Annotated in this window: 11 protein-coding genes and 4 pseudogenes; 10 read left to right on the top strand and 5 right to left on the bottom strand. The window is 57.5% G+C overall.

Annotated features, from left to right (window positions below):
• Positions 1-169: 169 nt before the first annotated feature.
• From XCSCFBP4642_RS23825 to XCSCFBP4642_RS23820, 3 genes are all read right to left on the bottom strand, one after another.
• A complete protein-coding gene (locus XCSCFBP4642_RS23825; RefSeq protein WP_033898833.1) occupies positions 170-463 on the bottom strand; it encodes a hypothetical protein in 294 nt (97 codons plus the stop codon).
• 418 nt (positions 464-881) lie between these two features.
• Positions 882-1,103, bottom strand: coding sequence for a hypothetical protein (locus XCSCFBP4642_RS0101915; protein WP_029218293.1), 222 nt, complete (start codon positions 1,101-1,103; stop codon positions 882-884).
• A 51-nt stretch (positions 1,104-1,154) separates the two neighbouring features.
• A complete protein-coding gene (locus tag XCSCFBP4642_RS23820) occupies positions 1,155-1,532 on the bottom strand; it encodes a SymE family type I addiction module toxin (RefSeq protein WP_033897895.1) in 378 nt (125 codons plus the stop codon).
• Between the two features lie 453 nt (positions 1,533-1,985).
• Between XCSCFBP4642_RS23820 and XCSCFBP4642_RS26240 the strand changes: the two genes are divergently transcribed.
• From XCSCFBP4642_RS26240 to XCSCFBP4642_RS0101900, 4 genes and pseudogenes are all read left to right on the top strand, one after another.
• On the top strand, positions 1,986-2,696 hold the full coding sequence (locus XCSCFBP4642_RS26240) for a hypothetical protein (protein WP_084624361.1): 711 nt from the start codon (positions 1,986-1,988) through the stop codon (positions 2,694-2,696).
• Positions 2,693-2,962: pseudogene (locus XCSCFBP4642_RS26235) on the top strand (XVIPCD domain-containing protein); the annotation flags it as partial. The gene XCSCFBP4642_RS26240 and the pseudogene XCSCFBP4642_RS26235, both read left to right, overlap by 4 nt.
• 204 nt (positions 2,963-3,166) lie before the next feature.
• Positions 3,167-4,312, top strand: a pseudogene (locus XCSCFBP4642_RS23815) (XVIPCD domain-containing protein); the annotation flags it as partial.
• A 346-nt stretch (positions 4,313-4,658) separates the two neighbouring features.
• Complete coding sequence (locus XCSCFBP4642_RS0101900; RefSeq protein WP_029218292.1) at positions 4,659-5,873, top strand: IS4 family transposase; 1,215 nt, start codon at positions 4,659-4,661, stop codon at positions 5,871-5,873.
• Positions 5,874-5,923: 50 nt separating this feature from the next.
• Here the strand turns inward: XCSCFBP4642_RS0101900 and XCSCFBP4642_RS0101895 are convergent, their stop codons facing one another.
• Positions 5,924-6,403 carry a DUF4411 family protein gene (locus XCSCFBP4642_RS0101895; protein WP_029218291.1) on the bottom strand — a complete coding sequence of 160 codons (480 nt, stop codon included), beginning with the start codon at positions 6,401-6,403 and terminating at the stop codon, positions 5,924-5,926.
• Positions 6,404-6,897: 494 nt separating this feature from the next.
• Here XCSCFBP4642_RS0101895 and XCSCFBP4642_RS28070 point away from each other — a divergent pair, with 494 nt between their 5' ends.
• From XCSCFBP4642_RS28070 to XCSCFBP4642_RS28065, 6 genes and pseudogenes are all read left to right on the top strand, one after another.
• Positions 6,898-7,086, top strand: coding sequence for a hypothetical protein (locus tag XCSCFBP4642_RS28070; RefSeq protein ID WP_152527200.1), 189 nt, complete (start codon positions 6,898-6,900; stop codon positions 7,084-7,086).
• Between the two features lie 457 nt (positions 7,087-7,543).
• Positions 7,544-8,560 carry an IS30 family transposase gene (locus XCSCFBP4642_RS0101890; RefSeq protein WP_029218148.1) on the top strand — a complete coding sequence of 339 codons (1,017 nt, stop codon included), beginning with the start codon at positions 7,544-7,546 and terminating at the stop codon, positions 8,558-8,560.
• Positions 8,557-9,186, top strand: a complete 630-nt coding sequence (locus XCSCFBP4642_RS29820) for a hypothetical protein (protein ID WP_228325865.1) — start codon at positions 8,557-8,559, stop codon at positions 9,184-9,186. Before XCSCFBP4642_RS0101890 ends, XCSCFBP4642_RS29820 begins: the two co-directional genes overlap by 4 nt.
• Before the next feature lie 36 nt (positions 9,187-9,222).
• Positions 9,223-9,402: a hypothetical protein gene (locus XCSCFBP4642_RS29815; protein ID WP_235048255.1), complete on the top strand. Its 180-nt coding sequence runs from the start codon at positions 9,223-9,225 to the stop codon at positions 9,400-9,402.
• A 943-nt stretch (positions 9,403-10,345) separates the two neighbouring features.
• Positions 10,346-11,059, top strand: a pseudogene (locus XCSCFBP4642_RS0101875) (AAA family ATPase); the annotation flags it as partial.
• A gap of 46 nt (positions 11,060-11,105) precedes the next feature.
• Positions 11,106-12,110: a hypothetical protein gene (locus XCSCFBP4642_RS28065; protein ID WP_152527179.1), complete on the top strand. Its 1,005-nt coding sequence runs from the start codon at positions 11,106-11,108 to the stop codon at positions 12,108-12,110.
• A gap of 69 nt (positions 12,111-12,179) precedes the next feature.
• Here XCSCFBP4642_RS28065 and XCSCFBP4642_RS0101865 read toward each other — a convergent pair.
• Positions 12,180-13,392 (bottom strand): annotated as a pseudogene (locus tag XCSCFBP4642_RS0101865) (IS4 family transposase).
• Positions 13,393-13,418: the final 26 nt, after the last annotated feature.

The following is a 13,418-nucleotide window of genomic DNA, read 5'->3' as shown; positions in this document are numbered from 1 at the left end:
GACGCCGACGGCCTATGCCCAGCACCTGGCCAACAGCGATATCATCAACCCCGGACTCTAAACCCGACTGCTACTCAGGATGGGGGGACGTCGGCTCGTACACGTCCCTTGGGTGAATCAGACGCAAGCATGGGCAGCGGGGCGGAAACCTCAGGGTCAGGGTGACTTCTTAAGTGGGCCTGACCCTTTCCTTGCTATTTTCGTAAGCGTCAACATGATGTGGGAATAGCTCGGCGTACAGCGGATATCCAATTCCGAGCGCGGCGACTTCCAGGCCATCTGCTCCAAACTCAGAAGAGCAGTCGGTAATGGCAACGCCCAGGCACTGGATCAGTTGCTTGGTTCTAGCGACTCTGACAGCAAAAGCGATACCCGCCACCTCACGCCCTGCGTACTGGATGATGGCCGGTTGCACAGCGCTGTAAGTAGCGACTGGTATAAATCTGCCGAACGCAGCGCCCATGGGCGGGTCTCCCGACTCAAAAGCGGTGTGCCCGATCAGCACAGAGTTTGCGAGGATGTCGAAGGGATGCATAGTTGCGTGGCCTTACATCTGATGTGGGTTTTGCCTTGGGACATCCGAAAATGACGTCAGGCTGGCTTCTTAGGGAAACTCTGAACAACTCCCCCCGATCCTGCGACAATCGCACAGAGGCACCAGGACGATGACGATGCAACTGACCTTCGGCGACGCGGAGTACAACAGCNCGAAAACATGCCGAAAACGGCAAAAAACCGGGGGTTTGAGCGCCCTCAGCGCGGCGGATGTGGCGTGTTTCGTTTTCCGGCTGCGTTGATCAGACCATCCTTAAGTGAGCCCAACCCGCTCTTCGTTTGACCATGGGCCATGCTTTATCGAAGGCAGCTGACATTGAGAACCCTTAGGCCTGCGGCTCGTAGCGCAGCTTGAACCACGTGTTGATGGCAGCGTCGACATTGGGACAGCTTAATTTTGCCGCATTCACAAGGTCCTCGCCCGTTTGTGGACAGGTGATGCCTAGCTCGGCTTCAAGCAGCCGCTGATTCCGGTTCGACTGCCGGCTGGCTATCAGCATAGCGATCCATTGCACTTGACCATGAAGGCCGTCCAGGCGCGGCGTCATGCACTCCTCGGATAGCCGCTCGTGATAGTTAATTTCCAGGCATTACCTACATCAGGACCTTGCTCCTCGCTCATCGACCACGCTGACGACGAGCTCACCGTTGCGCAAGCGGATGTGCAGTTTGCTGCCGATGGTGAAGCCGAGTTGTTCCAGCCAGCGGCCGCGTAGGCGTAGCGTGGGGATGCGGTGGTCGCTGGCGGGGTAGTAGCCGTAGCCGACGGTGCAGTGCTGCGGGGCACGTGGATGGCCGGCGCGGCGCGGCGTGCTGGATTCGGTGCGAGGCTCGGCGATCGGCGTGCGCTCAGTGTACACCCGTGGCGGGATCGAAGGGTCGAGGGTGTGCCAGGCGATCTCAGTGGATGGCGGCACCGTGGCGCGCTTGCGTGCGGGCTTGGGGCGGGATGTGGGGCGGGATGTGGGGCGACGCATGGGAAAGCCCTCCTAAACGAACAGGCCCCGCCGCCGGGTGGCGACGGGATGTCGGGAGGTTAGAAACCGCGAACAGTCGGCGGGCGTATTTCCCCGAAGGGTGTTGTATTAGCCGCCCTCCCGACGCAGGCATCGCGTCGGTTGCGCCCGCAAGACGCTGCAGGCACAAAAAAACCCACCGGTTTGACGGAGGTGGGCACCGCTGTTCGAGGAGTTTCTACGCTCCTTGCAGAAAAGATTGCAACGCGATACGTGACATGTCAACTGGTCGAGGCTGGCAATCTGGAAAGCGTTGATGGAAGATCTCGCTTACCGTTTGAAGCAGCAGAGGTAGAGTTGGATTGGAGAAGGGAGAATGCTGCCCCGCGCGCATTCATCGCTCCTCTTTCCAAGCAATGACCAAAACGATCAACAAGAGCGCGTCAATGGCGTCAAGATCGATGGAGATAGGTCATGAAATGGGGCCCTCAAAGCGTAGAGCCTGTGGATACAAAGCAGGCAAGAACAGGCAGAAATTTCTTTTCCCTGTTGCTGCTCCTTGCGACGGGACTTCAGGGCGCGTGCGCCCATCCTAAGAAGGATTCCACTACGTCATCTGCATCAGCACCAGTCATTGCTCAGGACAGGATTGCGGGCGATAGCTTGGAGCCAAATAAGCCCAGCATTAACTCTCAGCAGCTGGAGACCAGGTTGCTTAGGTTTGTCGATGGATTCAGGTCACCGGCCGATATGAATTACATGCGGCTGGAGACTGCACTGGGCGCAAAGTTCGGCGGCACCTCAGACTCCGTGCATCCTTTTTACATCATGAAAAATAGTCCCCTGAGTGACGGGTACACTTTCTACGCAACCCATGTCCCCGCAGAAAAAATCTTCGCGAGCATAGAAGTCGCAGTCGGTCTCCCCGAAGGTATCGACCCAACGCGTACGTCTACCTCGCATTGCGTTTGGGATGCAACAACGCTGTCACGGAAACTGGAGGAGATGGGTTACAAGCGTGGTGGACAAAGGCCTTTCCAGGGAGGATGGCTGCGTCAGCACTGGCGTTCGCTCAACAATGGAAAACAAGGCTTCTCCGTCGCGTTGCTGATCTACCGAACCAGTCAAGACAGTGGTTCGCGTGAATGTGCTTACGGCATGCAGATCGATGGGGGCAACGCATGATACGTGTCGACCCAAGAATTGAGCCCCTGCTGGCACAGATGGCGAACGATCCGCGCCTTCCAAGAGAGGCCGAATCCAGTATTCGTCAAGCGCTATCTGAATCGCCCTACCTGTCGAATTTGCTTGGTAATGCGATAGAGAAGGGGCATATCGGATCGATCGCGGTCTCGCATGCCCAGAACAACGGCGGTCATTTCCAAGATGGCAAACATGGGCGCGCCGGCACGCTCAACATCAGCGCAGCAGCGTTCACCGAATTCACGGGTGCGCCGACGTCCCCCCAAGTTTGAGTAGCGCCTTAGTTTGGAGTCCAATTCCCTACCCCGAGGAGATTGGACGTGAAGAAGCGTTTTTCCGAAGNAAGCAATCGGCGGAATGACGCCGACGGCCTATGCCCAGCACCTGGCCAACAGCGATATCATCAACCCCGGACTCTAAACCCGACTGCTACTCAGGATGGGGGGACGTCGGCGCAGCGTATTGACTACATAACCGAAGTACTTGGGCATGAAACGATGCATGGCGTACAGGCAGAGCACCGGACTCAAGCGCTGGCCGAGTTCGCAAGGACGATGGGCAACCGGATGCAGGAGGCGCACGAGAATCGCGAGGGTCAGGTCGACCTTACCGGGCCAACGCGCGTCTATCTGGATAGCACCCGGGAGGATGAGGCGCTCTCAGAGATTTCAGGCATGCGTGCGCTTCACGACCGCATCAAGCATCAGAACCCTGGCATGCCTGATGAAATGGTCGAGCTGCGACTGCTCCAGCGCTCGACTACGCGTTACGTGGAAAGAGACGTTGCTCCACCGCAGTTTGCCAACGGATTGACATATGAAGAGCTCACCACGCGCCCGTTCTCACGTAATGATGCGCTCACAAAGTCCGTGGAAAAGTGCTTCTACGACAGTCGCGGCACGCTAGGCCCACACGGCGACTCCGACTATCGGAACTACTATGGCGTCAATCCGATCAGTCACATCGCACAGAACTACGCGCATCTGGCGCATGATCGCCAGCCGCCGGAAATCCGCATCGATCTCAAATCGCTGGGTCTGGATCCAAGGCAGCTGGAGCGCAACGGGCTCGACCTAGGGTCTGCAAAGACCTTCAACATCGTTGACCTTGGCAAGGACGGCTATGGCATGGTCCAACTCAAGGACACTGGCGCACGCGGCGTTAGTTCTCCTAATCTTGCGGCACCGAATGAGCCTGGACGCGCATTGACGCCTGCAGAGGTGGGGCACCCGGGCCATGCCATGCATCAGCAGATCCGAAGCAAGGTTGAGCAGCTGGACGCAGCCAACGGCCGCACGTTCGACGCGACCAGTGAGCGGATGACCGCGAGTCTGTTGACGCTAGCAAAAGACAACGGACTAACACGTGTGGACCACGTGCTGCTCAGCGAGAAGACCAAAGACTCGCCAGCTGCGCAGACTCTGTTTGTAGTGCAGGGCGATCTCAAGGATCCAGCCATGTTGCGGGCCTATATGCCAACCGCCGATGCCGCAGCTCGGCCTGTTCAAGAGAGTTTTACCCAACTGGAATCTGTCAACCAGCGACTAGCGCAAGAGCGCTCCCAGGAGCTGGCAATGGAACAGCAGCGCTCGCAATAGCAACAACAGCGCGGCCCCGTTCCGTCGCTTTGAGGCGATGGAGTGCCGCGGCTACCAACAAGCAGTAGAACTCGTCACTATAGATCTGCCGCGTTGGCGGCAAGCTCAACGAGCAACGGTTGACGCCGCCTTCTAAAGTGAACCTGACCCTGAGGTTTCCCCACATTTCCCCCAGCAAGATCAAGCACTTGGTGCGCCAGGATGTGGAAGAAGGTGCGCGCATGGGGCACGCTTCAAGGTGACTAAGCCAGAGAAGAGTGCCGACCATGCGCGCCAGCGAAGTATTGCAGAAGTGCCTGTCTAACTCACTGGCCGGNGGTGACTAAGCCAGAGAAGAGTGCCGACCATGCGCGCCAGCGAAGTATTGCAGAAGTGCCTGTCTAACTCACTGGCCGGGATGCATGCATTACGCCAACGCACCTTGCTGCGCGCGGTTGAAGCGCTAGTGCACGGAGGCCGGCTGACGCTGATCGACATCGCACGCGCCTGGCCCGGTGCGACGCGGGTACGTGCGCCCCTCAAGGCATGCGATCGTTTACTGTGCAATCGCAGATTGTACGCCGAGCGATCCGTGGTCGAGCGGGACATGGCGCATTGGCTACTGCGCGGCGAGCAGCCGGTGGTCGTCATCGACTGGAGCGATTTGAAGCCGGACAAGTCGTGGTGCCTGCTGCGCGCAGCTGTGCCGATCGGTGGACGTACGCTCACCTTGCTGGACATGGTGGTTGCTGGGAAACAGCAGGGATCGCCCCGCGCAGCGAAGCGTTTTCTGCAGCAACTGCGCGCATTGATTCCAGACGATGTGCGCCCGATCCTGGTCCCCGACGCCGGATTCCGCACGCCATGGTTTCGCGCGGTGTCGGCGATGGGCTGGGATTGGGTCGGGCGCTTACGCGGGCGCACGCAGGTCAAGCCGCAAGACGTGCCCGATGATGCAGCGCAATGGATCGATAGCCGTCGCCTGCATGCGCTGGCGTCTAACCGTGCATACGAATTGCCACCGATGCAGGCCAATCGCAGTGATCCACTCGATTGCCGTCTGGTGCTCTATGCCAAGACACCGCAGGGACGTCAGCAACGCAACCGACGCTCACCTGCCAAGGTCTCGCGCGCATCATCCAGTTTGAAAGCAGCAGCGCGTGAGCGCGAGCCATGGCTGATCGTTGCCTCCCCACAGCTGCAAGCGCCAAGCGCGAAGCAGTTGGTCAACCTGTACGCACGAAGGATGCAGATCGAGCTGGCATTTCGGGATCTGAAATCGCATCGCTACGGTCAGGCGATGGAGGACAGCCTGACCCGTCGCGGTGAGCGGTTGCAGATCCTGTTGTTGCTCAGCACGCTGGCCACCTTCGCCAGTTGGCTGGCAGGACTGGGCTGCGAAGCCACCGGTATCGCCCAGTGGCTATCGCCACGCAGCAGTACACCCAAGCTCTACTCGACACTGCGTGTCGGCCGCGAGTCGCTGGTCAGGTGCTGGCCGATGGAACCAGTCTCACGCCGGCTAGATCGCTTGCGCACACTGCCCGACGCAGTGCGCGAGCAGATGACATTGGTGCTTTAGAAACGTGGGGATACCCAAGAACCTGACCCCGTTATTTGACCGACCGGCGCTCAGAAGACGCGGTTGGAGACCCTGATAAGGTCTGCGAAGTTGATGCAAGGAACCGAAACCGGCTGCAAGTTGCAAACTGCGGGGATCTTGTATTTCTTTTTGTTGGCGGGAGGAGATGGCTGCCTTGACTCATTGCTGATCAAGACAAAACCTTTTGCCTTGGCTGTGGCGACAATGACAACGTCGTTAGCGTCGACGCCTGTTCCGTACTGATCGTTCTGTACGCCGAGCTCGCCGTTGATGAGCATGGCGTGCCCGGCGATGACGTTATCGACATCCACAGGATTAAATCCGTCGATATCATGGAGCCATTGTCTACAGTCGGGGCTGATATGACCGCTCTCGTCCATTGCCACACGCGGGATCGCCATGCGCCCCGCCGACAATTCCGCTCTCAGCCACTCCCAAATCGTGGGCAAGTTTTCAATGGGATAGTTATCCCATGCATGCAGTGCCGACGATGCGTCAAGCACCCGCATAGTAGCGCTCCAACTGCCTTAAGGGCACCTCGAATAACCATGCCGGAGTCGATGTGGCGCATGCATGGAGGTGACGATGCTTGGAAACATCAGCACTCTGACATGGTCGGCCNACGTTTAGCATCACGTTCTTCACCGGCGAACAAACTGATCATCTGTAGCACCCTCCGCTAGCATCGCATTACGTCAATGATGACAGGATACTGGGGTTTTTAGAGGTTCCCTTTATTGAGACATGGTGCCAGAGTATCCCGCTAACTGAGGCGTTCTGCCAGTTCATTGAACGCGCAGATCCACAGTTCGAGTACGAGCCAGTTTCACAACCGCTTACTCTGAGAGAAGCCTACGAAGATGCTAAGCGTTCGGGACTGGAAACTGAGTTGGTTTTTCCCTGAGTATTGATGCATTAGGGCATCAATTTTGGGTTGTTATTCGCATGGATGGTCCATGCGTTTACGCGCAGCATTACCTGCGCACTTACTGGAGTCGATGAAATGAGCAATGCTGATATCACGAAAAACCGTAAGAATGTTATTGAAACGGGACGCGTGCTTGCACGGGTCCTTTCGCGTGATGAAGTAGGCCAGGTTGCAGGCGGCGCCACGAACCCGACGCCGACGCCAACCAATACATGGCAGGACAAGGGCACCTGCACGCCGAAGAGTGATCCCGGCTCTGCCTGAGGCAGCCCAGTAATCGGTAGTTGGGCAATCTTGGGTTCGACTACTGGTGGGCGCGTCCAGCGATTCTAGTGTTGGGCGCGCCTTAGTTGCGCATAAACCAGTACTGATTACGAGCCCGGGCTTTGCAGATAGCGCAACGGATTCGTAGGATCAATCCCGATCCGTCTATAGTGTGCGGCTATAGGTTATCGGCACATCGCAACCTGCTTACCTGACCAGGCATTACGTCGCAGCCCCACTTCCGTCCTTGACCGTCTCTTTGAACGAGATCGTGTGGATGTACGTGACGGGTCGCGCAGCCAGCGTAACTGCTGTATTTGAGGATCTGGATATCTATGAAGATAACTCCCTGGACTTTTCTAGCATTAGCAACTATTTCGTGCGTGGCAAGTGCAGCAGATGAGAGCTTAGACTCAACTTCCAAGTGCAACACCCCGCTTTGACGTAGGGTAGCGGCATGGGCACACAGTACAGGCACCTGGGTTCCGAAGAACGCGCTTTGCTTCAAATTGAACTCGGTAACGGAATGAGCATCAACTCCATTGCAAGGCGACTCAATCGCAGTGCGTCCACCCTGTCGCGCGAGATAAGGCGACAGGGCGAACCTGTCTATGCGGCAACCAGCGCAGCCAGCAACTATCGGCTGCGCCGCAGAGCGTGCGTTCGAAGGCGCCGGCTTGTTGAAGGCAGTGCGCTCTTTCAGCAGGTGCGTGACGACTTGGTTCTGTATCGTTGGTCGCCCCAGCAAATTGCTGCCAAGCTCAAGGCCATGCATCCGGATGATCCAAGTCAACGCGTGAGTCACGAAACAATCTACGCCGCTATCTACGCGCATCCGCGTGGTGGTTTGAAGAAAGAGCTTGTGGAGGCGCTTCGTCAGCACAAGCCGACGCGAGGCTTGCGCCGTACAACCGCTGCCAAGCGCACGTGGGTGCCGGAGGAGCTGCGTATCGTCCATCGGCCTGAAGAGGTGGCGCAGCGCTTGATTCCTGGGCACTGGGAAGGCGACCTGATCAAAGGGGCTTTCAACCGCTCGTGCGTAGGCACGCTGGTGGAGCGAAAGACGCGCTTTGTGGTGCTGTGCAAGATGGATGGCTGTACTGCACAGGATGCGCTGGAGGGCTTCACGCGACAGATGAAGAAGCTGCCGCGTTTCCTACTGGGAAGCCTCACCTATGACCGCGGAACCGAGATGACGTGTTATCCAGAGCTGATGAAGCGGCTCAACATCGATCTTTGGTTCGCCGATCCACATGCGCCCTGGCAGCGCGGCAGCAATGAGAACACCAACGGCCTGCTGCGCCAGTTCATGCCAAAAGGCGCGGACTTGTCCAAGGCGAGCCAGGAGTATCTCAACAACGTCGCCGACCTGATGAACGCCCGGCCACGGCAGACGCTTGGCTGGAAGACGCCGAACCAGGCGCTGGAAGAAGAGATCGCTCAATTCAACTCACGTGTTGCACTTGCAAGTTGAGACCGCCGAGTGTCTACATCGAATTTCTGTGGGATACCCAGCCGTCTCATTCAATCGCACGCCAGCAGACCATCCAGTTCTTGACCGATGGTAAGCACGATCATCAGGTATGCGTCGCAACCGATCTTGCCGATACCGACGTGCGTGGCTTGGTGTTGACGGTGCTCGACGCATCCGGACAGGAAGTGTCGAGCCACAAATATCCCGATTACCGGGGCGTCAAGCATTGCTATAGCGCAGATCTAGGCAAGGAGGGCACGCTTGGCCTCTGGACGTTCCGAGCGAAAACAGGGGATGGACGCGCTGGGGAAAGCACGATACAGGTCAATACCAGGCTCGAGGACTCACCACTTTCTAAGGATCCTGGAACACCCTATGTCGTGGGCCGCCCTAACTATGATGCTTCGATTCCACAACGGGAATGGCTTGGCAGCCTTGAGTGGGAAATGAAAGTCAACGCGCAAGGGAAGGTGACAGAAGTGTCTGTCGTGGCAGCAGAGGGCGTTGGCTTGAAACTCCGCGACCGCGCCATCGCCGCAGGCTACCTTTCACTTTTTTTCCCGGACAAGCAGCGAGAGAAAAAGCCACTAGTCTGGAGACGCCAGCTTTCATTCGCGCCTGACTAGATTTTGGCGGGGCGGGTTCTGAAGGTGCTTACTGGCATGGACGAATTTGGAGCCGTGTCAACCATTGGGATTCGCCGCGGCCATGTCGCCGATGTCAAAGTGACGCAGGCAAAGACTAAGAACTCCAGACTTGGGGCGTGCGTGGCCGGGAAGACTGCGCAGGTGCTGACGCCGTTTGCGCTGTCGCAACTCAATGCAACTGTATGCATCCTCTAGGCAGTACTGACTGAAAATTCAAAGATGCTGCTGGTTGTTCAGATCTTCAGCAGTAAGATTTTATGCGAGGAATATTAAGTGGAGCTCTTCCGCAGTGAGGTGTTCGCGGCGAAGAAGGTAGACCGGCTCGGTGGCATCAGCATCGCGCCGCCCCGCTTGGGGTGGGTTTTCTTTTTTAGCGCGACCCTGATCGTGTTCATCATGACGGGACTTGCGCTACTTGGGCGCTATAGCAGGACTGAAAAAATAGCTGGACGTCTGATTCCGTTGGCTGGCCAGGCGAATGTGGTGGTGCCACAGGCATCGGGTGCGACCGTGGCCGAAGTATTAGTGTCGGAGGGAGATCAGGTGATGCTTGGGCAACCCCTGGTCAAAGTATCGAGCCAGCGTTCCAGCGCGGCGTCCAGCGATACTGGAAAACTGATCTCCGGCGAACTTGCCAGCAAGCTCCAACAGCTCAAGGCTTCGGTCGAATCTCAGCAGCGCCTATCTGCGCTGAAGGAGCAGGATCTGCATGATCGGATCGGACTGCTACGTGCACGCATCGCAACGTTGACGCTACAGATCAAGAATCAGGATCTCCGCTACAAGGCGGCTAATGCGCTCTACGAAACTTGGCGCACTAAGGCGAGCGGATTGGTCAGCGGCTACCAGCTCGCGCAACAGTATGACACGGCACTACAGCAGAAATCCCTTGCGCAGGATGTGCGAAACCAGCGGCTTCAGGCGATGCTCGAGTTAAGGGCACCTCGAATAACCATGCCGGAGTCGATGTGGCGCATGCATGGAGGTGACGATGCTTGGAAACATCAGCACTCTGACATGGTCGGCCAANAGATGCTGCCACGACTTGCCACGGCCATGATGCAATCCACACCATGCCCAGAGCCGGTTTTACGTGCAGCGAGCAATTTTCATGGCTGAGAGTCGGGGCTAATCAGGAAATCTGATCACCATCAACATGAGCGAATACCAGGAGGCGCACACCGTCTCCTCTCTCAAGGGTGCACCGCCAGGCTATGTCGGCTATGGCGAAGGCGGCGTGCTGACCGAAGCGGTGCGCCGCAAGCCGTACTCGGTGGTGCTGCTGGACGAAGTGGAAAAGGCCCACCCCGACGTCCACGAACTGTTCTTCCAGGTCTTCGACAAGGGCTGGATGGAAGACGGCGAAGGCCGCCGCATCGACTTCCGCAACACCCTGATCATTCTCACCAGCAACGCCGGCACCGACCTGATCGCCAGTCTGTGCAAGGACCCGGAACTGATGCCGGATCCCGAAGGTATGGCCAAGGCCATTCGCGAGCCTTTGTTGAAAGTGTTTCCGCCGGCATTACTCGGGCGCTTGGTGGCGATTCCGTATTACCCGCTGAGCAACGACATGCTCGGGAAGATCGTGCGGTTGCAGTTGAACCGCATCAAGAAGCGCATCGAGCAGCGCTACAAAATTCCGTTTGAGTACGACGACTCAGTTGTTGAGCTGGTGGTGAGCCGTTGCACCGAGAGCGAATCGGGCGGGCGGATGATCGATGCGATTTTGACTAATTCGATGTTGCCGGAGATTTCGCGGGACTTTCTCAATCGTCTTATTGCGGGCACCCCTGTGAATACGGCAACGGTCGCTGCCGGACACGCCGAGTTCGTCTACAACTTCGATTGAGTATGCAATCGACGACTTCCTCAGTGCATTCCTTCGAGCAAAGAAAATGACAGATACGTTCATTACCGCGAACGGCGTAAAGCCGACTGGCACCTACGAGGCGATCATAGGTCAGAAGATAGTGTTTGAAATAAAGTCCACCGAGGGGACTGTGTCCAATGTGCGATGGAACCTATCGGGTGCTGAAGGATGTGGAAATTTTGAGATGAGTAAAAAGTCCTCCACCAGGATTCTGCCGCTCCAGGGAACCGGTCCGGTCAGTATCTGGTGCGCCTGTTGCCCAGGAAAAGCGTTGGTCTCGGCAAAGGTAAACTTTGAAGGAAGATCTGTTTCGATTCAGTTGAAAGTGCGTATCCATGCACCAAAGGTCTGGGAATTCTCATCGGAGACCGATGCGATTCACACCGGCCTGATCCCTAGCGAAATGCGGGCGGGAGGAGCGTACTACCTGACATTCGGTGGGCTCAAATCGACGATGAAGCCAGGAATCAGATGGAAAGCCAAAATAATCGGAACAAAATACGGGGGTGGAAGTTACGCATTTGTTCAACTCATGCAGATCGACAGGAAGAGATATTACAAGGGCGCGCTGTTGCAGGAGTGGGGCGGAACTTCAAATGGCGAGTGGGTACTGGACGAAGACGTATTCTACGGAACCTCCGTGCGAGTCAGGGGGGATGGCGGTGGGTACCGGGAGAAGTGTGAAGACTTCATCCGGGAGACGTTGCCTGATAAGTCCATATGCATCTATGGCGAGGACAGCCCGGCAACGCCTTTGTTTCAAGTAATGCCGGAAGATGCACGATTCAGATTCGATGAATTGAAGATAGACGAGAGATTCAAGACATATCTGATGTTCAAGCCCGATGTGCCAGACAATAGTATCTGGGTATCAATTGCGAGATTGGACTGGTTCTGGAAGGTGCATGCAAAATTCGACGATGGCGGGTGGAACATAGTGCAAAGCAGCTTCAAGGAAAGTCCAAATGGAAAGTTGGGAATCTACCTGACACCGAAGTGGGCCAAGAACCGCGATGACATTCTGCGATGACGATTTCAGTGCACTGATCGTTATTGATTCCCCAGCGAGAAAGGGGGGGCACTTAGGTATCCCCACGTTTTACAGCGCCAACGTCATTTGCTCGCGCACTGCGTTGGGCAATGTGCGCAAGCGTTCTAGCCAGCGTGAGACAGGTTCCATCGGCCAGCGCCTGACCAACGCCTCGCGGCCGACGCGCAGTGTCGAGTAGAGCTTGCGTGTGCTGTTGCGTGGCGACAGCCACTGGGCGATACCGGTGGCTTCGCAGCCCAGTCCTGCCAGCCAACTGGCGAAGGTGGCTAGCGTGTTGAGCAACAACAGGATTTGCAACCTCTCGCTGCGTCGGGTCAGGCTGTCTTCCATGGCTTGGCCGTAGCGATGTGACTTCAGATCCCGAAATGCCAGCTCGATCTGCATCCGTCGTGCGTACAGATTGACCAACTGTTTTGCGCTGAGCGCTTGGAGTTGCGGGGAGGCAACGATCAGCCATGGCTCGCGCTCACGCGCTGCGGCTTTCAGACTTGAAGATGCACGTGAGACCTTGGTGGGGGAGCGTCGTTTGCGTTGCTGACGTCCCTGGCGTGTCTTGGCATAGAGCACCAGACGGCAATCGAGTGGATCGCTGCGATTGGCCTGCATCGGTGGCAATTCGTATGCACGGTTGGACGCCAGCGCATGCAGGCGACGGCTATCGATCCATTGCGCCGCATCATCGGGCATGTCTTGCGGTCTGACCTGCGTGCGACCACGCAGGCGTCCGACCCAATCCCAACCCATCGCCGACACCGCGCGAAACCATGGCGTGGGGAATCCGGCGCCAGTGACCAGGATCGGGCGCACATCGTCTGGAATCAGTGCCCTGAGCTGCTGCCGGAAGCGTTTCTCCGCGCCTGGCGATCCCTGCTGTGTCCCGGTAACCACCATGTCCAGCAAGGTGAGCGTGCGCCCACCGACCGGCACGGCTGCGCGCAGCAGGCACCACGACTTGTCCGACTTCAGATCGCTCCAATCGACCACGATCACCGGCTGCGCCCCGCGCAACAGCCAATGCGCCATGTCCCGCTCGATCACCGATCGCTCGGCGTACAACGCGCGATTGCACAGTAAGCGGTCGCATGCCTTGAGGGATGCACGTACCCGCGTCTCGCCGGGCCAGGCGCGTGCGATGTCGATCAGCGTCAGCCGGCCTCCGTGCACCAGCGCTTCAACCGCGCGCAAACGCGCGTTGGCGTAATGCATGCATCCCGGCCAGTGAGTTAGACAGGCACTTCTGCAATACTTCGCTGGCGCGCATGGTCGGCACTCTTCTCTGGCTTAGTC

Source organism: Xanthomonas cassavae CFBP 4642, from assembly GCF_000454545.1.
Classification (GTDB): domain Bacteria; phylum Pseudomonadota; class Gammaproteobacteria; order Xanthomonadales; family Xanthomonadaceae; genus Xanthomonas; species Xanthomonas cassavae.
The sequence above is the reverse complement of the archived record's forward strand: the minus strand, read 5'-3'. Positions and strand labels throughout refer to the sequence as shown.

Bases quoted from the DNA above. Each gene is read 5' to 3' on its own strand.
- XCSCFBP4642_RS23825 (WP_033898833.1), bottom strand. From the start codon at position 463: ATGGGCGCTGCGTTCGGCAGATTTATACCAGTCGCTACTTACAGCGCT.
- XCSCFBP4642_RS0101895 (WP_029218291.1), bottom strand. From the start codon at position 6,403: ATGCGGGTGCTTGACGCATCGTCGGCACTGCATGCATGGGATAACTAT.
- XCSCFBP4642_RS0101915 (WP_029218293.1), bottom strand. From the start codon at position 1,103: ATGACGCCGCGCCTGGACGGCCTTCATGGTCAAGTGCAATGGATCGCT.
- XCSCFBP4642_RS0101900 (WP_029218292.1), top strand. From the start codon at position 4,659: ATGCGCGCCAGCGAAGTATTGCAGAAGTGCCTGTCTAACTCACTGGCC.
- XCSCFBP4642_RS28065 (WP_152527179.1), top strand. From the start codon at position 11,106: ATGACAGATACGTTCATTACCGCGAACGGCGTAAAGCCGACTGGCACC.
- XCSCFBP4642_RS0101890 (WP_029218148.1), top strand. From the start codon at position 7,544: ATGGGCACACAGTACAGGCACCTGGGTTCCGAAGAACGCGCTTTGCTT.
- XCSCFBP4642_RS28070 (WP_152527200.1), top strand. From the start codon at position 6,898: ATGAGCAATGCTGATATCACGAAAAACCGTAAGAATGTTATTGAAACG.
- XCSCFBP4642_RS23820 (WP_033897895.1), bottom strand. From the start codon at position 1,532: ATGCGTCGCCCCACATCCCGCCCCACATCCCGCCCCAAGCCCGCACGC.
- XCSCFBP4642_RS29815 (WP_235048255.1), top strand. From the start codon at position 9,223: ATGGACGAATTTGGAGCCGTGTCAACCATTGGGATTCGCCGCGGCCAT.
- XCSCFBP4642_RS26240 (WP_084624361.1), top strand. From the start codon at position 1,986: ATGAAATGGGGCCCTCAAAGCGTAGAGCCTGTGGATACAAAGCAGGCA.